At 46.3% G+C, this 18,664-nt stretch carries 16 protein-coding genes and 1 pseudogene; 4 read left to right on the top strand and 13 right to left on the bottom strand.

The features are described 5' to 3' along the window. Nucleotides 1-55: 55 nt before the first annotated feature. The 3 genes from BP97_RS0101575 to pdxR form a co-directional block, all read right to left on the bottom strand. Nucleotides 56-790: a WecB/TagA/CpsF family glycosyltransferase gene (locus tag BP97_RS0101575; protein ID WP_028547543.1), complete on the bottom strand. Its 735-nt coding sequence runs from the start codon at nucleotides 788-790 to the stop codon at nucleotides 56-58. A 72-nt stretch (nucleotides 791-862) separates the two neighbouring features. Continuing rightward, complete coding sequence (locus tag BP97_RS38560; RefSeq protein ID WP_028547542.1) at nucleotides 863-2,257, bottom strand: stalk domain-containing protein; 1,395 nt, start codon at nucleotides 2,255-2,257, stop codon at nucleotides 863-865. A 61-nt stretch (nucleotides 2,258-2,318) separates the two neighbouring features. Then, on the bottom strand, nucleotides 2,319-3,797 hold the full coding sequence (gene pdxR / locus BP97_RS0101565; RefSeq protein ID WP_028547541.1) for a MocR-like pyridoxine biosynthesis transcription factor PdxR: 1,479 nt from the start codon (nucleotides 3,795-3,797) through the stop codon (nucleotides 2,319-2,321). Between the two features lie 114 nt (nucleotides 3,798-3,911). Between pdxR and BP97_RS0101560 the strand changes: the two genes are divergently transcribed. Further along, a complete protein-coding gene (locus tag BP97_RS0101560) occupies nucleotides 3,912-4,538 on the top strand; it encodes a pyridoxamine 5'-phosphate oxidase family protein (protein ID WP_028547540.1) in 627 nt (208 codons plus the stop codon). A gap of 86 nt (nucleotides 4,539-4,624) precedes the next feature. Here BP97_RS0101560 and BP97_RS0101555 read toward each other — a convergent pair whose 3' ends face one another. From BP97_RS0101555 to BP97_RS41550, 4 genes and pseudogenes are all read right to left on the bottom strand, one after another. Beyond that, nucleotides 4,625-4,918, bottom strand: coding sequence for a DUF6509 family protein (locus BP97_RS0101555; protein ID WP_028547539.1), 294 nt, complete (start codon nucleotides 4,916-4,918; stop codon nucleotides 4,625-4,627). Between the two features lie 165 nt (nucleotides 4,919-5,083). Then, nucleotides 5,084-5,326 (bottom strand): hypothetical protein, encoded by a 243-nt coding sequence (locus BP97_RS34835; protein WP_051620265.1) that lies wholly within the window; start codon nucleotides 5,324-5,326, stop codon nucleotides 5,084-5,086. A gap of 67 nt (nucleotides 5,327-5,393) precedes the next feature. Continuing rightward, nucleotides 5,394-5,945 carry an SLOG family protein gene (locus BP97_RS0101545; RefSeq protein ID WP_028547538.1) on the bottom strand — a complete coding sequence of 184 codons (552 nt, stop codon included), beginning with the start codon at nucleotides 5,943-5,945 and terminating at the stop codon, nucleotides 5,394-5,396. Further along, a pseudogene (locus tag BP97_RS41550) lies at nucleotides 5,942-7,099 on the bottom strand (MFS transporter); the annotation flags it as partial. The gene BP97_RS0101545 and the pseudogene BP97_RS41550, both read right to left, overlap by 4 nt. A gap of 299 nt (nucleotides 7,100-7,398) precedes the next feature. Here BP97_RS41550 and BP97_RS0101535 point away from each other — a divergent pair. Beyond that, entirely contained in the window at nucleotides 7,399-7,611 is a 213-nt protein-coding gene (locus tag BP97_RS0101535) for a YrzA family protein (protein WP_028547537.1), read from the top strand. Between the two features lie 68 nt (nucleotides 7,612-7,679). Here BP97_RS0101535 and BP97_RS0101530 read toward each other — a convergent pair whose 3' ends face one another. Then, complete coding sequence (locus BP97_RS0101530) at nucleotides 7,680-8,267, bottom strand: DUF3238 domain-containing protein (protein ID WP_028547536.1); 588 nt, start codon at nucleotides 8,265-8,267, stop codon at nucleotides 7,680-7,682. Nucleotides 8,268-8,592: 325 nt separating this feature from the next. Further along, nucleotides 8,593-9,426: a 5-dehydro-4-deoxy-D-glucuronate isomerase gene (kduI, locus tag BP97_RS0101525; RefSeq protein WP_028547535.1), complete on the bottom strand. Its 834-nt coding sequence runs from the start codon at nucleotides 9,424-9,426 to the stop codon at nucleotides 8,593-8,595. Between the two features lie 357 nt (nucleotides 9,427-9,783). Between kduI and BP97_RS0101520 the strand changes: the two genes are divergently transcribed. After that, nucleotides 9,784-11,091: an aminotransferase class I/II-fold pyridoxal phosphate-dependent enzyme gene (locus tag BP97_RS0101520; protein WP_028547534.1), complete on the top strand. Its 1,308-nt coding sequence runs from the start codon at nucleotides 9,784-9,786 to the stop codon at nucleotides 11,089-11,091. A 160-nt stretch (nucleotides 11,092-11,251) separates the two neighbouring features. On the opposite strand, the gene BP97_RS40060 is transcribed toward BP97_RS0101520, so the two are convergent. The 3 genes from BP97_RS40060 to BP97_RS38555 all read right to left on the bottom strand — a co-directional run bounded on the left by BP97_RS40060 (nucleotide 11,252) and on the right by BP97_RS38555 (nucleotide 14,688). Then, nucleotides 11,252-11,422, bottom strand: a complete 171-nt coding sequence (locus BP97_RS40060; protein WP_156043112.1) for a hypothetical protein — start codon at nucleotides 11,420-11,422, stop codon at nucleotides 11,252-11,254. A 109-nt stretch (nucleotides 11,423-11,531) separates the two neighbouring features. Next, a complete protein-coding gene (gene ilvA, locus BP97_RS0101510) occupies nucleotides 11,532-12,785 on the bottom strand; it encodes a threonine ammonia-lyase IlvA (RefSeq protein ID WP_028547533.1) in 1,254 nt (417 codons plus the stop codon). Nucleotides 12,786-12,954: 169 nt separating this feature from the next. Further along, nucleotides 12,955-14,688: an S-layer homology domain-containing protein gene (locus BP97_RS38555; RefSeq protein ID WP_051620264.1), complete on the bottom strand. Its 1,734-nt coding sequence runs from the start codon at nucleotides 14,686-14,688 to the stop codon at nucleotides 12,955-12,957. 284 nt (nucleotides 14,689-14,972) lie between these two features. Between BP97_RS38555 and BP97_RS0101500 the strand changes: the two genes are divergently transcribed. Then, the gene (locus BP97_RS0101500; RefSeq protein WP_028547532.1) at nucleotides 14,973-16,595 is read left to right on the top strand and encodes an FAD-dependent oxidoreductase; all 1,623 of its coding nucleotides are present in this window, start codon (nucleotides 14,973-14,975) and stop codon (nucleotides 16,593-16,595) included. A gap of 72 nt (nucleotides 16,596-16,667) precedes the next feature. Here BP97_RS0101500 and BP97_RS0101495 read toward each other — a convergent pair whose 3' ends face one another. After that, nucleotides 16,668-18,425 (bottom strand): ABC transporter ATP-binding protein, encoded by a 1,758-nt coding sequence (locus BP97_RS0101495; RefSeq protein ID WP_028547531.1) that lies wholly within the window; start codon nucleotides 18,423-18,425, stop codon nucleotides 16,668-16,670. Nucleotides 18,426-18,664: the final 239 nt, after the last annotated feature.

Raw genomic sequence — 18,664 nt, 5'->3', positions numbered from 1 at the left:
CTACTCCGCTCAGAAGCGGATAGGAGGCTTTATTATTTACACTACACCGTTAGTACTAACCTCTGCCTGTAACCACTCTCCAAGCAAACTTGGGCAGCAGGAGCTGTCTTCTCCATCTTAACGATGGCTTGGACAGCAATCGATGCAGCCACTCCAGATGAAGGTTTTGCCATATAACAGGTGCTCGTTGTACCGTACCGGCAATAATATCGAGACTTCCCCCTACTCCAAATGCCACTTTGGACTGAAGCTCTGCTTTGTGCTTCGTAATCCATTTTTCGGAATAAGGCGCCCCCATCGCAACGATCAGAAAATCAGGCTTGGCCGATTGAATGCTGCGAACGATATTTTCCTCTTGGTCCTTGCCAAAAAAACCGTGCTGCCTTCCGGCAATGCGCACACCAGGGTAACGGGAGGCAATGTTCTCTGTTGCTTTACGGCTTGTCTCTTCATCCGCTCCAAGGAAGTAGAACGAAAATCCTTTTTCGTTACCCATCTCAAGCAATCCAATCAAAATATCATATCCTGTAACCCTTTCTCTGAGCGGGGTTCCCTTCCATTTGGAAGCCATGACTATGCCAATTCCATCCGGAGTAATCAAATGTGCGGCATCCATGATACTCTTGAACTCACGGTCCTGCAGAGCGGTCATCACGAATTCAGGATTAGCGGTGATTAGATGAAAAAGATTATCCCGGGGACTATCCACTTGATTCGCAAGATGTTGGAGCGTTTCTGCCAGATCGAGCGTAGAAAACGGAATCCCCATAATATTTACAGTGCTTTGCACGGACTCACCTTCCTTAATCTATGTACTTAAACTGTGTGCCAGCATATCTAATCATTGTACCTGCTTCATCCTTTATGTTGCAAACATGACAACCTGATAGCTTACTGATACTTGATCGCCTTGTCTGTCCTTCAGTCCCGATACTTTGACCATAAATCGGTCTCCATCGTTATAATGCATGCCAGCGTCAGGTTTGAAAATGATACAATACGGAACTCCGTAAGGACTCGTATCGACATTGAAATACGCGCTGTCATTCTTTTTCTCCAGATCATCGCGATCCATTGTCCAAATCTTATCATCGTTCAGACGGGTTAAAGATACGGATACTTCATCAAGAGACGGCTTCATGAACCGTTCCGGATTGAGGGATACGGACCATGGATCATTTCCTTGGAAATATTTTATTGGGAAATAGCCTTTGCCCGGCCATGTGATCACATCATAATCAAATGTAGCCTTACGGCTTTTATCGAAAACCTGCATTGGTGAAAAATAAGTTTTGTAGTCGTTGGACCGACGTCCTTCCGCCAAGCCGAAGCCGATTTTTTGCAATGGCGGGTACAAAATCCAGCGTCGATGACCTACCGTCGCCCTATTCGTATCATCATGGTCACTCATGTAGGAAACGACCGTCCGGTTTAATAGCCCATTCAGCTTAATCGCGCTGCTGGCGGCATAAATGCTGTAGATGTTGCTGGTGCTCGTTGACAAATAGCCTTTTTTATAGAAGGGTTCCTCCATCCCACTCGTCTTACCGGGCGTATGAGACAGCTTGCCAAAGTCCGCCAGCAGCACCGCGCCATATTGGGCTTGCTCGTTTAATGCCGAATCCTGCGCAAGATCATCCGGCAGACCAGCCAAATAACGCATGAGATTGACAGTCTTAACACCGTCTTCCACAAAGTCGGTATTCAGCTTACCTGGCTTATGGGGAGCAGCGATATGCGGTTTCTCCTCGAAAACGTCACCTGAGAAGACAGGAGCCGAGGCTCGGATACGCGCATCGACCTGCCGCTTTGTTCTTCCGTTCAACTCGTCGTCCGAATCAAGCTTGACCGTCCGGGTCTCCTCATCCCAATATACGTACATTCCTAGCGCATTACTTACGAAGCGGATGGGCACTAACGGCTCTCCCCCGACCATCCGGACTGGAATCTCCAGCTCCTTCGGTTCTCCAGATACTTCGGCTTTCTTTGACCCGACGCTCATCTTGATCATTGTATCGTTCTTAGAGGCAATGATCGTCTGCGTGCTGTCTTCCCATTGGGTGCTTGCTCCTAGGTGTTGGAATAAACCGTACATAGGAACCAGTGTGGTGCCGTCTATAATGACAGGCGTCTGCTCGAACAGGGTGGGGGCACCATTAATCCAAACTTGAACTCCGGCGTCCTCCGCATACGCAGTAGATACGATCGGACTTACTGTAGACATCACTAACATGAAGCTTATTGCCCATCGTTTCATGCGCCTCATCCCCTCGACCTAATGAAAACGGTAACCATTAGACGTTACTTTCGACAGCAGGTCATACATTTCCTTCCAAAATAGGGGCTGATTCTTCAGCTATTTCTTTCATTATTTTTACACCGAGCTCCATCGCTTCCTGCGTCACATGCGGAAAGTGAAAATAAGCCCCATATCGGTTCCTCTCCGCATCCTTGACCAACGTTTCAGACCATCGAATTCCTGCTGTCGAGCAGCGGTCTCGAAATGTGACGTATTGGGCAGCTGTTCCCCTCCACCATCCAAATATATGCAAGCCTGCATCACTTTCCACCCAGTCGAACTGTGCGCTTAAATGTTCATGAAGCCGTTTGAGCAAGTATTCGAATTTCCGGCTGTATACCCGCTTCATTCTGCGCAAATGCCTCTCATACTGGCCGCTTTGCATGAAGGCTGCCAGCGTCTTCTGTTCAAGCAGCCCGGTAGGCAGCGGCTCGTACAACGATTTAGCTTTAACGAAAGGATGGATTAAAGAAGACGGAAGAACCGCATAGCCTATCCGAATGCTCGGCAGCAGTGTTTTCGTAAAGCTGCCGATGTAAACCACCCTCTCCTCACGATCCAATACCTTTAACGGCTCCAACGCTTTGCCACGATGCCGAAACTCGCTGTCATAATCATCCTCGACAATAATAGCTTCCTTATCATTAGCCCATTGGAGCAACTGCTGCCTTCTGTCCAAGCTTAATACGGCTCCTGTAGGGAACTGCCTGCTCGGGGTGACGAACAGCAGCTTGGCCTCCCAATGACCAGGAACAATTCCTTGCTCGTCCACCTTAACGGGCTGCATGGTCCCGTTCACCGCATTCACAGCGCTAACAATCCCCTTGAAACCCGGATTTTCCATGATGACTCTATCCCCCGCTTGTATGAGCAGCTGGACCGTAAGCGCAATAGCCTGCATGGAGCCGTTCACAATAACGACTTGGTCTTTGCCGACTGCGATCCCTCTGGCCCTGCGCAAATATTGGGCAATACTTTCCCTCAGCTCAGGATCTCCCTGGGATGATGCGGGTTCGCCCCCTTTGTCTTCCAGCATCTTTCTGGCTTCAGCATGCAAGCATCGGTTCCATTCCTCTTGAGGGAATGCGTCATAATCGGGTTTAAACGTATGAAAATCAGCGATGCTGTCGGCATCATTCCATGTCGAACGTTGCATAACCTCAGGCCGAGGCTGCTCCGACACCCTCTGTCCCCATTCCGAGAGCTTATATTTCTTCTTCCCGGTATCTCGCTCTTTCGGTTCTTCCCCTCTGAATGAAATGAATGTGCCTCGTCCCACTTCGCAGACCAAATACCCTTCAGAGGCAAGCATATCGTAAACCTGGTTCACCGTTCCTCTTGATATCCCGTATAGGCCTGCCATTTCCCGACTCGAAGGAAGCTTTGTCCCATACAGAAGTACACCATCAACAATCGTATCTCGAAGGGCATGGTACAGCGCAAGCATCTTGGTCGGCTGTTTAAGTACATACCCGTGATAAGGAATATGAAAATGCATGACAATCGTTCCTTTCCAACTCATTGGTCCAATAAAAATAATGTAAATTGGAGCTTTCCGATTGTCAATTGGTACGTTAAGCTAAATTTCAATAAACGGATGGAGGAAGTGAATATGAGAAGAAGTGAGTTTGAGGTTATGGATGCTGAAGAAACGAAGCAATTTTTGCAGGAGGAGAGCTATGGTTTTCTTGGGACAGTCGGTGAGGATGGTTGGCCGGAGCTAACTCCACTCAACTTTGTGTATCATGAGGGCTGTATTTATTTTCACGGCAGTAAAATCGGGCAAAAAATGAACAATATGAAGCGCGAGGATCGGGTTACATTCGCCGTTGCAAAAGAATATGCCATTATCCCTTCGTACTTCCTTGATCCGAAGCTGGCTTGTCCTGCAACTGCATATTTCAAATCAGTATTGATCAAAGGCACTGCGGAGATCGTTGAGCATGCTGCAGACAAGGCTTCTGCACTCCAAGCCTTTATGAGTAAGCTGCAGCCTGAAGGAGGTTATGAGACTATCGACGCGGCCGATCCCGACTATGCGCTTCAACTTAAAGCAACTGGTGTTGTCCGCATTCGAATCAGCGAAATGAGCTCCAAGTATAAATTTGGGCAAAATTTGAAAGAACCGCGCTTTACCCAAATAACAGACGGACTTCAGCAGCGGGGTAATGAGCTGGATGCTGAAACTGTAGCCCTGATGAAAGCCTATTGTCCTCATCATAAGAACCAGCAAGAATGAGTCACTACCAATTAAGAACTATTCCGATGTAGTGAGAGCAGCCGATTTTCCGGACCTGCTCTCTTGTACATGCTCTAAGCTGTTATTTACTCTTCGACTTCAAGGTAATGCTCTTTGCAAAAGGCTTCTACCAAAGCAAGTTCATCGTCTTCCATATCAAATTCGAGATACTGCTCCGAGCCTCTCTCGAATATCTCATGCTTTACGATACGCGTTGCGGTTTCTTCCACGCTGTAGATGACCCTTACATATAATCCTTTGTCAGAGTACAGCTCGTCCTCTTCGTCTACCTCAATATCAAGGACAAACTCGTACCGTTTGCCTGACAAAATGCCGAACGGGTCCTTAATAAATTCCACACTGTAATCGGTTATGTTCATGAATTAAATTCATCCTTTCCTTACTGGCTCAGACCCTATTATACATACAAACCCACAAATTATAAAAGTCCCTTGGCATTACATAAATATAAACGTTAAAAAACCTGTTCATCGCTGAACAGGCTGGATGTGTTATTTCATGGAGAAGGGATTTGGAGTCTTACGCTATTCGGAAACCTCTGCACTCTCTTCTGATGCTTCGGATGAATCTTCTGCTTCTTCCTCAGCTTCTGCTTCTTCCTCGGCCTCTTCCTCTTCTTCAGCTTCTGCTTCCTCAGCAGCTTCTTCTCCTGCTGCAGCTTCCGCTATTTCTTCCTCTTCCGCCGCTTCATCTGAAGCGTTTACAACTTCTTCCACTTCGGCAGCCTCTTCAACGAACAATTCATCCTTTTGAACTTCTTCTCCCATATGAATCCCTCCAATGTGCACTTAGTTTCCCTAAGTGTGATACTATTCTATGAGGGTAGGAAAGGTTTTAGTATTGGTCCATCTGCTCTTCTTCAACAATATTTTGCAGGTCATTAGCCGTTATGCTGAAGATGCGGTAATCCTGTGTTTTTGCTATCGCCAGCGCTTGCTCTTTAATGAATTTGGGGGATCCTTCCTTTTCCTCATCATATAATAAAATAATGCCGTCGGAATTTCGCAGCAAAAATTTGTTTTTCTCCTTAAACTGCCATGGACCGTCATACTTGCTTTTGGTCACACTGTTCACATAATTGGCCCTCTGAAGCACACTGGCATACAAGTCCTTCTTCTCGTCGCTCCATTTCTCCTCCTGCTCAAGGAAAGGGGTAATCACAGCCAGTTGTAGCTGGTCATAGGTTTCCTGCAGCTCTAATACCGCTTCGGCAGCCCACAGCTCTACGCCCCATTGCCCGCTGACAATAACCCATTCCAAGCCTTCATCCAGAAGTGCCGTAACCTGCTTTTTGATCGCTTTCTTTATAATGGGGATTCCCGGATGCTTGAGTGAATAAATGCCGAGCTCTGCTGCCTTGTAGCCTGTTACTAAAATCCGATTCACTGGTTCAGCGCTCCTTTATCTTCAGTTGCTGTGATGGATTCCGCTTTCTTTTCCTTGATGCTTACCCAGATGATACAAGCGGTGCATGCCAGTGCAATCCAAGCATTAAAAAGAAATACACTCCGCATCCCGTAGGCCTCACTTGCAAATCCCCCGAAAAAGCTACCGATAATTCTTGCAACTCCGAGGCTGAGAAGACCGTTCAGGGTCTGCCCGCTAGCCTTGAGCTCCTTAGGCACCTCGCGGTTGATATACATCGCCATCGTGACAGTCAAGACGATAAAAATTAATCCATGGAGCACTTGCGCCGGGAGCACCCAATATGGATTTTCCGTAAACGAAAAGCTTAGCCAGCGCAGCGCAGCAGCTAAGCTTGCAATAAGCAATATATGTGTAAGCCGCACACGCTGCATCAACCGGTTCGCAAAAAGTAAGAACGGAATCTCACTGAGCGAGGAAATGACCATGGACCATCCGATCATCACATTATCTGCACCAAGCTCTCGGAAATAAATAGGGAAGAACGAGTAGTAGTATCCTAACGTAATTTGCAATACAAGATTGATGGCAAATAAATCATCAATTTGCGGTTTTTGAACAGCACCCATACCTGCATTTGATTTCCCGCCGATTGATAGCCCGTTATCTTGGGAAAACGGGTCAGCAGCAATAGAGAAACGAGCATCACCGCAGCAAACACAGGAAATAAGTAATTAATATTCATTTTGGCCAAATAACCGAATGCGATGGACATCATGGCAAAGCCGAACGTTCCGCCCAATCGGATTCCTCCGAAGGACCACCGTTTTTGTTTATCCAGTTCCTCTAACGTAATGGCATCGCTAATCGCGAAAATAGATGTTTGAAAAAAAGTAAACAAGCATACCATGACCAACAAATAATAAAATGCCGAGGAAATTGGAAAAAACAAGATAATCGTTCCGCTGCCAATAAGTAGTAGAGCTAATACGGAGTTTTTGGTCTTAGCCCGGTCCCCGACGGTCCCCCACAATGGCTGGGCAAGCACGGCCACTAACGGCCCAAAGCTCAGCAAGGTGCCGATTTGGGCGGGTGTAGCACCGACAGATTGGAAATAAACAGGGATATAGGTTCCATACACGGCATTCCCCATATAGACGATCATATAGAACAATAGGAAATAGGTCATGAGAGTTTCCTCTCTTTTCATATGTAGTGAGAGTACGAGACCTATTATCTCACTGGCTACTTGGATTGACAATGTGTTTTTAAAGAAACCAAGAGGTGCCTTGCTCTTGCCGAGTACCGTCTGCGCTTCCCTGCTGAGGCTGCTCAAATCCATATGGAAGCTTGCGGATCTTGGGAGATTAAGGTGAGCATTGCCACAAGGAAAGTTAGCTGCCAATAAAGATGTTGTTACCCTACTTATATCTGGTACAATATATTGTAAAACGTGATTAGGAGAGTTCTCGCAATGCAATTCAGTTTAGACAGAATCGATAATAAGATTGAATTTTTTGAGGCTTATGACATGAAAACGCTGGAGAGAAAAATTGCGGAGCAAATCGACAATAACAAGGCGCTGCTGCTTGATGTTCACGCGATCGATCATCAAGTCGTGTTTGACCCCAACATCGGTAAAATGCTGTACAGTGCGGTCGTTCACTTCAAAGCCAAATCATTCTAAATCTTAGTAGTCTGATAGTAAAAACCCCTCCAACAACCACTAAGCATGGTTTCAGAGGGGTTTCGTCATTAAACGGTCTTCTCAAAGTGATATTCCATATCCCCAGCCATAGCCGAAGGCGTATCGCCGGTATCGAGAAAATGATGAGATTGGATAAGCTGATGCTCACCGAAATCGACTTGTTTATAAAATTCATAGCACGGAAAGCCGTCATGCGAGCCTTTGATGTGAGCGATTCCGTCTTTATGTACGGTTACAACTAATTGGTAATCTACTGTCGGGGCGTCAAGCCTTAACGGATTTCTGACGCTTGCCTTCATCACAAAGGCTACCTCATGTTCTCCCCAGCTTTCATTCTCGACTATAATGCCATCCGTAGGCGCTTTTCCTTCCTTATACTGCACATTCCCGTCTGGAGTCGTGATTCGTAGAATCGTAGCTCCGGTATTTGCGTATGCTACAAGCCTTTGCTTCGTAAAATCGACGGTTACCTCCTGCTCTACACGCGAACGTCCTGTGTTCACTGCTTGTGGAGTGAAGCCGCGAATGTCCGCTGCATACTCTAGCTTGCTTCCGGTCTCCGGATCGTGAATCGCTGGCAGCCAGCTCATGCCTCCAATAAATACGCTGGCCCTTATTTTGATGATACTTGCCATGTACATCAACCCCTCATGCATATTTAGGGGAAACCGGCATTTGTGCACACCGTGAGCCGTTATTATATGCTGTGGCCATCTTGCTGTGGATTCACGATACTAAGATGTCAACGGACCGTTTCCTCCATTATCTAATCCATGCTAATAAGACCATTATCTCACCCGCGCTTATCCGTTGACAACAAAAAAACCCCATAAAGTGGAGCCTTTAGCTTCGAAGCGGATTCAGGTACTTTGCGGGGAGCCCCGAAATGCAAAAAAAAGACTGCCCGCGACAGATGCTTCTGCCAAACGGGACAGTCTTTATGTTGTTCAACAAACTGGATTAGCGAAGATCCTTAGGATCTACTTTGTCCATATCGTGGAACACTTGGTTTTCACCGGCCATAGCCCAGATGAACGTGTAGTTGTTAGTACCAACACCGGAGTGAATCGACCAGCTTGGGGAAATAACCGCTTGCTCGTTGCGAACAACCAGGTGACGGGTTTCCTTAGGCTCACCCATAAAGTGGAACACTAGGCCATCTTCCGGCATATCAAAGTAGAAGTATACTTCAGAACGACGGTTGTGCGTGTGGCAAGGCATTGTATTCCACATGTTGCCTGGCTTCAGCAAAGTCATACCCATAACCAATTGGCAGCTTTGAACGCCGTTCAAATGGATATATCTATGAATGACGCGCTCGTTAGAGGAGTTGATGGAACCCAGGTGCTCGGTTTCAGCCTCTTCAAGACCTACTTTTACAGTTGGGTATTGTTTGTGAGCTGGTGTGGAGTTGAAGTAGAAGCGTGCAGGGTTCGAAGCGTCAGCGCTTTTGAACGTTACTTCTTTATTACCAAGACCCACATACAGGCAGTCTCTAGTGTTCAACTCATATTCAGTACCTTCAACGATAACGGAACCTTTAGGTCCAACGTTGATGATCCCGATTTCACGACGTTCCAGGAAGAAGTCAGCACCCATTTCATGCTTGTCAGCTTCAAGTTTGATCGGTTCGGAAGTAGGAATAACGCCACCTGTGATAAAACGGTCAACGTGGCTATATACCATAGTCAATTTACCAGGTACAAACAACCCTTCGATCAAATATTCGTTTCTTAGCTTGTCCGTATCGTACGATTTCGTTTCCGTCGGATTTGTCGCGTAGCGGATTTCCATAACAATAATTGCCTCCTCAGTAATAATTGGCTGCGATTTTGATGGTCCAATTAACCATAAAACGTTTCAATTCGCAAAAAAACACGAATCACGTTCCATCCGCGCCCCTGTATATGGTAACATAAATCCGAGTGCATCGCTACCGATACAGAGGATCTTCAAACTTTGTCAACAATTGTCGGTCCTCACTCCACAGCATGAATGGAACAAATCCCGTACGTCGTTCAAAGTTTTGCCGAAAAAGGTTCGGTATTTTTCCGTAAGAAGCCGTGACTCCCTCAGTTGAAAATGGTATAATATTGCCTAATGTTAAGCTATTAAAAAAGCCAAGCTACATGAATGGAAGGATGGAGCGAGATGAACTCTCTTGCACAACAGCTCAACGATACAATCGCTAAAGAAAACCCACATGTTTACGAAATGCTGTCCGATTTGGGTAAGCAAATCTACTTCCCTAAGGTTGGTATCCTAAGCCAATCGGCAGAAGCTAAGCAAAAAGCGAAGAAATTTAATGCCACCATCGGTACTGCATTAGAAAATGGCAAGCCTATGCATCTGAAGGTGATTCAAGATACATTGACCGCATATGATCCAAAAGATATTTACGAATACGCCCCACCAGCGGGTAAGCCTGAGCTGCGTACCGCATGGCGCGCTAAAATGATCGAGGAGAATCCTTCTCTGCAAGGTAAAAGTCTCGGCAACCCAATCGTAACGAATGCGCTGACTCACGGTTTGAGCATCGTAGCCGACTTGTACGCAGGTCCTGGCGATGTGGTTATCATTCCTGATAAAAACTGGGAGAACTACGAGCTGACTTTCGGCATCCGCCGCGGCGCGGAAATGGTCTACTACCCGCTGTATAACAGCGAGCGTAAATTCAATTCCGAAGGCCTGCGCGAAGCATTGCTTGCACAAAAAAGCAAAGGCAAAGCGATTGTCGTCCTGAACTTCCCTAACAACCCTACAGGCTACACACCGGGTGCTGAAGAAGGCAAGCAAATCGTGGCAGCAATTAAAGATGCTGCAGAAGCGGGAATCAATGTCGTAGCGGTAACAGACGACGCCTACTTCGGTTTGTTCTTCGAGGATTCGATGGTTGAGTCCCTAGCAGGCCAATTGACCGATCTTCATCCTCGCGTATTGTCCATCAAAATTGATGGAGCTACAAAAGAAGAGTATGTATGGGGCTTCCGCGTAGGCTTCATCACTTACGCCGGTCAAAGCGATGCTATGCTTGCTGCGTTGGAGCAAAAAACAATGGGGATCATCCGCGCTACGATTTCCAGCGGACCGCATCCGTCCCAAACGTTTGTCCTGCGTGCATTGAACTCTCCGGATTTCAAAGTGCAAAAACTCGAAAAATCCGAAATTATGAAAGGCCGCGCCAACAAAGTAAAAAGCATCCTGGATAGCGGCAAATTCAATGAAGCGTGGGAGTACTATCCATTCAACTCCGGTTACTTCATGTGCTTGAAGCTCAAGACGGTTGATGCAGAGACGCTTCGCGTTCACCTGCTTGACCAATACGGTGTAGGTACTATCGCTTTGGGTGAAACAGATCTGCGCGTTGCCTTCTCCTGCATTGAAGAAGTCAATCTTGAAGAATTGTTCGAGACGATCTTCCAAGGCGTTCAAGACTTGCAGCAAGTTGCTGCTAAATAATATATTGACAAAAAGAACCTAGCGGTCTGTGACGGCTAGGTTCTTTATTTACCTTCAAGCTACTACAGCTTAATAGGAGCATAAATGTCAAAATCAAAAAAGTCGATCACATCGGCAGCAATATGAAACGGATTAATAGGCTTCAAGCTACGCCTGTGGGTCACTGCCACTCCGGAATAAAAACGTGCCCATAGTCTCCACTCAGCCTTGACGTCTTGCCCTCCATCATTCCCTCCACCCTCATCCAGGCTTGACGGACTTGGCTTCCATTTCGATCCACTTTAAGTACTGCCGCCTTTAATTCAAGGCGTTCCACTAGGGATACCTTCAATACGCCTTCCTATGGAGATCAATTCAGAATCTGCATTTTAAAATAAAAACACCGTAAGGCTACAGATGCCCTAACGGTGTTGTCATAAATAAGTACTGGAATTATTCCATCAAATCAACAAATTAAATAAATGAGGATCTTTATTCAGCTCAACGAATTTGAAGCCTTTAAGACTCATGCGCTCAACCAGAGGCTCATAGTCCTCCTTATGTTTAAGCTCGAGACCGACCAAGGCAGGCCCGTTCTCTTTGCTTGTCTTCTTCGTGTACTCGAAACGGGTAATATCATCGTTTGGTCCAAGCACTTCATCCAGAAACTCGCGTAAGGCTCCAGCACGTTGGGGAAACTCTACGGTAAAATAATGCTTCAGCCCTTCGTAAATCATCGAACGTTCTTTGATTTCCTGCATCCGGTCAATATCGTTATTGCCTCCGCTGATAATACAAACGACATTTTTGCCAGCGATTTGGTCGCGATAAAAGTCAAGCGCTGTAATGGTCAACGCTCCCGCCGGTTCGGCTACGATCGCGTTTTCGTTGTACAGCTCCAATATGGTGGTACAAACCTTACCTTCCGGCACGACGATGATGTCATCGACGACCTTTTGACAAATGTCGTAGGTCAGCTCGCCCACACGTCTGACAGCCGTGCCGTCAACGAATTTATCGATATCCATCAATGTGATGATCTCGCCCTGGTCGATGGACTCGCGCATAGATGGCGCTCCAGTCGCCTCTACGCCGATAAAACGGGTAGTAGGACTGATGCTTTTAATATACGTTCCAACACCGGCTGCCAAGCCTCCGCCGCCAATTCCGGCGAATACGAAATCGACGGGCTCCCGCATATCGTTCATCAGCTCAAGGCCTACGGTCCCTTGACCTGCAATAATTTTCTGATTGTCAAACGGATGAATGAATTGCATCTCTTCCTTTTCACAATAACGAACCGCTTCATTCAACGAATCGTCAAACGTATCGCCGGTTAGAATGACTTCTACGAACGAACCGCCAAACAGCTTCACTTGAGATATTTTTTGCCGCGGCGTGGTGGTAGGCATGAAGATTTTGCCTTGGATTTGCAGTGCTTTGCATGAAAATGCCATGCCTTGCGCATGGTTGCCCGCACTGGCGCATACGACTCCCTTGGCCAGCTTCTCTTCCGGTAGACTGCGTATCAGGTTATACGCTCCGCGAATCTTGAATGAACGGACCACCTGCAGATCCTCTCGCTTCAAGAACACATTGCAGTTGTATTTTTCCGATAAAATAAAATTCTTTTGCAGCGGGGTATGATGTACGACGTCCTTCAGCACGTGGCTTGCCACGATGATATCCTCTAGCTTAACTGATTGATTATCCATAAGTTCCTCCGGGTTGACTTCACTAATTTTATTTATTATACACCTATGACAGCGCCTGTCCAGAGAGTTTACAAAAAAAGAACAGTCCTCCCGACAAACCCGTAGGTTCGTTGGGAAGACTGCTCCGGTCGTAATCTAACCTTTTCAGTATCTATATCGATATAAGGGATTAGCGGATAACAATGGTATGAACCAGTTGGTCTTTACCTCTAAGTTCAACCGAACGGTCTACTGTCAATTGGGACAGATCGCCTTGAATCGTGAGATTCGAAGCTGTGTTGTATACAGCAGTTTGTACTGTACCGTTGCTAAGCGTTTGGTTGATGGAAATGGTAGCTATCGATCCGCCAGAGTTCAGAGTATAGGAATTAAAGCTACCAATCACTGTGAAATCCGTTTGCTCTTCAGCCATTTTAGTTACTTCAACGAAAATAATTTTGCCGCTGTAAGTGCGCACATTGATTTGATCGCCAGCTCTCAGCTCGGTAGCTGCAACTGTACGGCCATTACGAACGATAGTTGCGTTGGAAGCAAACTCTGCACTGTAAGTTTGGTTATCTTTAGTCAATGTCAGCGTGTTGTTGCTTACTGCTGCGTTAACCGTTGCTGCGAAAGTCGTGTTGTCAGGCAGTTGGCTTCCATCAGCAAGCTTAGTTACTTCTACGAAAATGATTTTGCCGTTGTAAGTACGGATGTTTACTTGGTCGCCTGCTCTCAGCTCGGAAGCTGCTACGGTACGTCCGTTACGAACGATAGTAGCGTTCGATGCAAACTCTAAGCTGTAGGTTTGGTTATCTTTTGTGTAAGAGAGTTTATTATTGCTCACTGTAGCGTTAATGGAAGCTGAGAAAGTCGTATTCTCAGGTGTCGAGTTGTCGTTAACAGCCTTCGTTACTTCTACGAAAATCGCTTTGCCGCCATAAGTACGAACTGTTACTTGATCTCCTGCTCTCAGCTCGGAAGCTGCTACTTTAGCACCGTTTCTGTAAATGAAAGCGTTCGAATCAAGCTCCACAGTATAAGGTTGACCGTTTTTAGTCACTGTCAACGTATTGTTGCTTACAGCTGCATCGAGTTTACCGCTAATTGCCGTGTTATCAGGAAGCTGGTTGCCTGTGCGATCGAGCAATGCCGCCAACTCAGCACGTGTTACGGAACGATCAGGACGGAATGTGTTATCCTCGTAACCGTCTACCAGTTGTTTCTCAATAGCTTCTTCAACGTAACCTACGGAACCGGCAGGAATTTTATTAGCATCCTTGAAGGACAGCTTTGTGCTCATTTTAGCTTTTGCTTCTTCTTGAAGCTTCAGCGCTTTGATAAGAAGTGTTGTTGCCCATAGGCGATCCGCTTCTTTTTCTGGCTGTACGGAATCATCGGATTCCTGGAACAAGTCGTTTTGAAGCGCTACCGCAACATAGCCGACTGCCCATGGATATTTTTGTTTAATTTTATCCGCATCTTTAAAGTTCAGGTTCGAATTCATCGCTTCCGTCGATTCTGCTTGGTCACGCAATCCCATCAAACGAACCGCCGCTGTAATAGCCTCGATGCGAGTAATTGTTTTGCGCGGTTGGAACGTTCCGTCTTCATAGCCCTCAAAAACACGTTTGGAGGCCAAGCTTGCGATGTAGCGAGCAGCCCATTCAACGTCAGCACCCTTCACATCATCGAAGGACAATTTAATGGTCATATTTTTAACATTCAAATTATTTATGTAGATATCACTGTCATTGTTTTTGTTATTGCCGTTCCCGTTATATTTGGTTTGTACAGCATCGCGTCCACGATCTTTATCGTTGCCTTTCCCTTTACCGTTATCGGCAAAAGCTGCTGTCGAGCCGCCAAATACCATTGCCATTGTTAAACCGGTTACCATAACCTTCTTGAAAGAGTTGTTCATCATCATATCTCCCTTATTCATATATAATTGTGATGTTTGGCGCCAGAATTGCTGCAGACAACCGTTGGCACCGGGCGATGAGTATTCATGATCTTGTGAATCAGAACCTTCGCGAAAAGTTCCTGGATTTACTACAATGTTTCGCCTACCCCAAAATGTTTGTGGGGGTCTTTTGAACAGGCTTCGGAAAAATGGTAGACTATTTTTGTATTGCTTATTTTTAGGGAAAAAGAAATCCTTAAATAGAGCAAGTCAGGTAAGGATTGGGGGAGGAACAGCAAGTTATGAAATGGAATGGAAAAAGATTATCCGTCAGCCTATCCGTCTTGGCTCTGGTAGCCGCGGGAGCCGTGTACTCGGTTATGCATTTTGGAGGAGGCGGAACACAGCAAAATCCAGGAGCTGCAACAACAACAGAAACATCGTTGAATGGAAATAAGCCGCAGGCCATTACTCCGACACCTACGCCGGAGCCGCCGATTCCATCGGAAAAGGTTGATGTGGTCGTACTAGGTAGCGAATTGGAAGGGATGTACCTTGCAAGGGCAGCGGCTGACGAAGGGTTGAAGGTCAAAGTGCTTGATCCGCGTGAGGCGTTCGGTGGACAAGTGCTTCAGGGCGAAATGCTGTTCTTGGACGAAACGAGGGACGACCAGTACCACTCCTTGGTTCAAGGTCGGGCAAAGGAGCTATTCGACGGCTTCCGTAATGCCAAAATCCGCAAGCTGCCTGAATTTATTCAGTACTTTGATAAACTCAAAAAAGATATTCCTGTCGAATCCGGTATCAAGATTCAGGATATCAAGCAAATTCCCGGCAAATTCGGACCCCATGCTATAGAATCACTCACCTATTCCGGAAAAGACGGGGCCAAGAAAAACATTAAAGCCGATTACTTCGTAGATAATACCGATTTTGCAGCTTTGCTCAGCAAGCTGGATGCTACACGGATGCCTGGCCTGGAAGCTTTCTATGGTCAAAATAATATAGAATATATGAGCTCAGGCATGATGATGAAGTTCAAAAATGTCGATTGGAATAAATTCAAAACAAGCTTCAATAATATGACGCCGGAGCAGCGCAGAGCCAAATACGGCGGCGGTTCGGTCGACGATAGCTTTGCTATAGGGCTAAGCGGAATGACAAGCGCATATAAGCCAAGTAACGATAGAGTGTTTCTGCGGGGGCTTAACGCTGTGAATCAGCGTGACGGCGAAGTCATCATCAATGCGTTCCTGATCTACACGGTCGATCCGAGCGACGACAAATCAATCGCTGAAGCGACGGAGCTTGGGAAGAAAGAAATTCCACTCATTCTGAATCATTTCCGTAAAAATATCGTTGGCTGGGAAAATGCTGAGCTGAACGGCTTCCCGAATTATTTGTACATACGTGAATACAATCATTACGAATCGGATTATGTGCTAAAGCCTTCGGACATGCTTGGTGCCAAAATGTTCTGGGATAACGTCAGCATCGCCGGTTACCCCCTTGATCTTCAAGGGACAAGCGCTAACAAGTGGGGTATTGAAATGGGTCGCCCCGATAAATACGGCATGCCGCTGCGCAGCTTCCTTCTAAAAAATTATGATAATGTCATCATGGCTGGGAAAAATGTTGGGGCCTCCGCCATTGCCTTCGGCAGCGCACGGATTCAGCCGAATACAAGTACAGCCGCCGAAACGATCGGCATCTTACTGGGACAGCTGAATGGCAAGAAGAAGCTTAGAGAGCTTGGTGAAGCAGATATGCCTGCGCTCGACAGCTACCTGGAAACGAAGTACAAAATTAAGCTTACCGGAGTAAAAGGCAATAACAAAATTGCAGGCTGGACCAACGACGAAATCGCGAAGCTGGATACAGGTGAAATTGTATATGCTTCCTACGTGAATAAGCGAAAAAAATAATAAGCAGCCGCGGCTGCACTGCACCAAAAAATAAAAGCAGAGGGAACCTTTAAGTTCTCCTCTGCTTTTTATTTACTGCTGTATCATCGGCTCTTGAATCCGCAGCTGCTGGGTTGCAAATTCTCTGTACAAGGCGTGAGACTGCAATAGCTCCTCATGGTTTCCTTTCCCCGTAATCGTTCCTTTTTCGATAAACAGAATTTGATTGGCATCCACGACCGTGGAAAGCCTATGGGCGATGACGAGAGTCGTCCTGCCTTTCATCAAGTTTTTCAACGCCTCCTGCACGACAATTTCTGACTTGCTATCCAAACTCGAGGTTGCTTCGTCAAGCATTAATATTTTCGGATCTCTTAGAAGCGCCCGCGCGATAGCAATCCTTTGCCTTTGACCGCCGGACAGCTTGACTCCCCTCTCCCCGACTTCCGTATCGTATCCATTCGTCAGCTCGTCAATAAATCGGTCTGCATAAGCCATTTCCGCAGCATGCTGCAGCTCTTGATCGGTGATTTCGCGGTCCAATCCGTAGGTAATATTTTCTCGTATGGTGCCTGCTATAAGCGGACTTTCCTGCGAAACATAGCCGATCTGGCTTCTCCACGATTGCAGCGAAAACTCCTCGATGTCATGCTTTCCTAACCGAATTATTCCGCTTTGCGGATGGTAGTATCGCTCCAGCATGGAGAATAGCGTCGTCTTGCCGCCCCCGCTAGGTCCGACGATGGCCGTCACCTGCCCTGGCTCCAATGCAAAATGAATATTTTTCAGTACAGCTTCTCCACCATCGTAACCGAACGTCAGATGATCTACAGTGATGGTCTGATGCGCATCATCCAGCTGCCGTCCGCGAGTGATATCTTCCTCCTCCGAATCCAGAGTGGCAATAATGCGTTCCGTTGCTCCCACTGCTTTTTGCAGCTGGGTGAAGAATTGAGTGATTTGTGTCATTGGCATGACGATTTGAATCAAGTACAAAATAAACGCAACCAGCTCTCCCGCTGTCAGAATGCCTGATGATACTCTCATTCCCCCATAGCCGATAATAACGACAAGTAGTGCCATCAGGACAAATGAAATTAAGGGGGAAATCAGCGCTTGGACCTTTCCTTCCCTTACACCGTATTGAAACAACTTCGTGATCCCGGACTTGCCTGCTTGATACTCTAGTGGTTCTGCATTGGAAGACTTCACAAGTCGGATTTCCGATAAAACCTGGGTCAAAATGCCTGTAAACTTTGCCGTTTCATCCTGCAATCCTTTGGAGATCAGAAACATTTGACGTCCGATCGGCAGCAAAATAGCAACAGATATAGGTACGGCCAACAGCATGATCAGTGTCATTTTCCAATCCAGAAATAATAGAATCGTAATGGAACCGATGATCGAGATCATCCCGTTAAAAAAGCTCGTGACATGCTCTGATATAAGCCCCTTCACAACTCCGGTATCGTTAGTCATTCGACTAATCGTCTCTCCGGTCCGGTTGTTATCGTAATAAGGAATCGTTAGTGCCAGCAGCTTTTTCCACAGCCGGTCACGCAAGTTGGCTACTATTTGTTGACCTACATGATTCAATAAATAAATCGATAGTCCCCCTGCTAACGCTTGTGCAGTGAATGTCAGAACAAGCAGCACAATTTGCATCGGCTGTATCGAGGTTAGCGAGAAGCTGTCCACAAGGTTTCGTGTGAATAGCGGGACGATCAGCCCTACGACCGTTGATATTACACTCAGCCCAATCGCTATCCCCAGCTTCCACTTGGATGGCTTCGTTTGTCTGATTAATTGTATAAATAACCGCCAGTTCCCCGATTTTTTTTTCTCACTCATACTTATCTCTCCTATCCAACCTTTTTCGCTAAGAACGTTCCTTAACGGAATTATCCTGGCAGTAAAAGACTACGACACTTTTATAAACGGAATATAAACGCAAAAGGTTCAAAAGCAGCGGTATCGTACTTTGTGAAAATCTTTTTATATTCATTTTCCCCCTGTTGATTCGATAACACCATGCCTATACTAAATCTATATTGTGAGAAAAAAATTCAACAGAAAGCATGGTGGGACCG

Source organism: Paenibacillus sp. UNC451MF (assembly GCF_000686845.1).
In the GTDB taxonomy this organism is placed as follows: domain Bacteria; phylum Bacillota; class Bacilli; order Paenibacillales; family NBRC-103111; genus Paenibacillus_S.
Note: the sequence above shows the minus strand (reverse complement) of the source record. Positions and strands in the feature narration are given on the sequence as shown.

Excerpts from the sequence above, each read along its gene's own strand:
- BP97_RS0101560 (WP_028547540.1), top strand. The coding sequence starts at position 3,912 with ATGAGAAGAAGTGAGTTTGAGGTTATGGATGCTGAAGAAACGAAGCAA.
- ilvA (WP_028547533.1), bottom strand. The coding sequence starts at position 12,785 with ATGGATAATCAATCAGTTAAGCTAGAGGATATCATCGTGGCAAGCCAC.
- pdxR (WP_028547541.1), bottom strand. The coding sequence starts at position 3,797 with ATGCATTTTCATATTCCTTATCACGGGTATGTACTTAAACAGCCGACC.
- BP97_RS34835 (WP_051620265.1), bottom strand. The coding sequence starts at position 5,326 with ATGGGAGAAGAAGTTCAAAAGGATGAATTGTTCGTTGAAGAGGCTGCC.
- BP97_RS38560 (WP_028547542.1), bottom strand. The coding sequence starts at position 2,257 with ATGAAACGATGGGCAATAAGCTTCATGTTAGTGATGTCTACAGTAAGT.
- BP97_RS0101495 (WP_028547531.1), bottom strand. The coding sequence starts at position 18,425 with ATGAGTGAGAAAAAAAAATCGGGGAACTGGCGGTTATTTATACAATTA.
- BP97_RS0101530 (WP_028547536.1), bottom strand. The coding sequence starts at position 8,267 with ATGGCAAGTATCATCAAAATAAGGGCCAGCGTATTTATTGGAGGCATG.
- BP97_RS38555 (WP_051620264.1), bottom strand. The coding sequence starts at position 14,688 with ATGAACAACTCTTTCAAGAAGGTTATGGTAACCGGTTTAACAATGGCA.
- kduI (WP_028547535.1), bottom strand. The coding sequence starts at position 9,426 with ATGGAAATCCGCTACGCGACAAATCCGACGGAAACGAAATCGTACGAT.
- BP97_RS0101555 (WP_028547539.1), bottom strand. The coding sequence starts at position 4,918 with ATGAACATAACCGATTACAGTGTGGAATTTATTAAGGACCCGTTCGGC.
- BP97_RS0101500 (WP_028547532.1), top strand. The coding sequence starts at position 14,973 with ATGAAATGGAATGGAAAAAGATTATCCGTCAGCCTATCCGTCTTGGCT.
- BP97_RS0101535 (WP_028547537.1), top strand. The coding sequence starts at position 7,399 with ATGCAATTCAGTTTAGACAGAATCGATAATAAGATTGAATTTTTTGAG.
- BP97_RS0101520 (WP_028547534.1), top strand. The coding sequence starts at position 9,784 with ATGAACTCTCTTGCACAACAGCTCAACGATACAATCGCTAAAGAAAAC.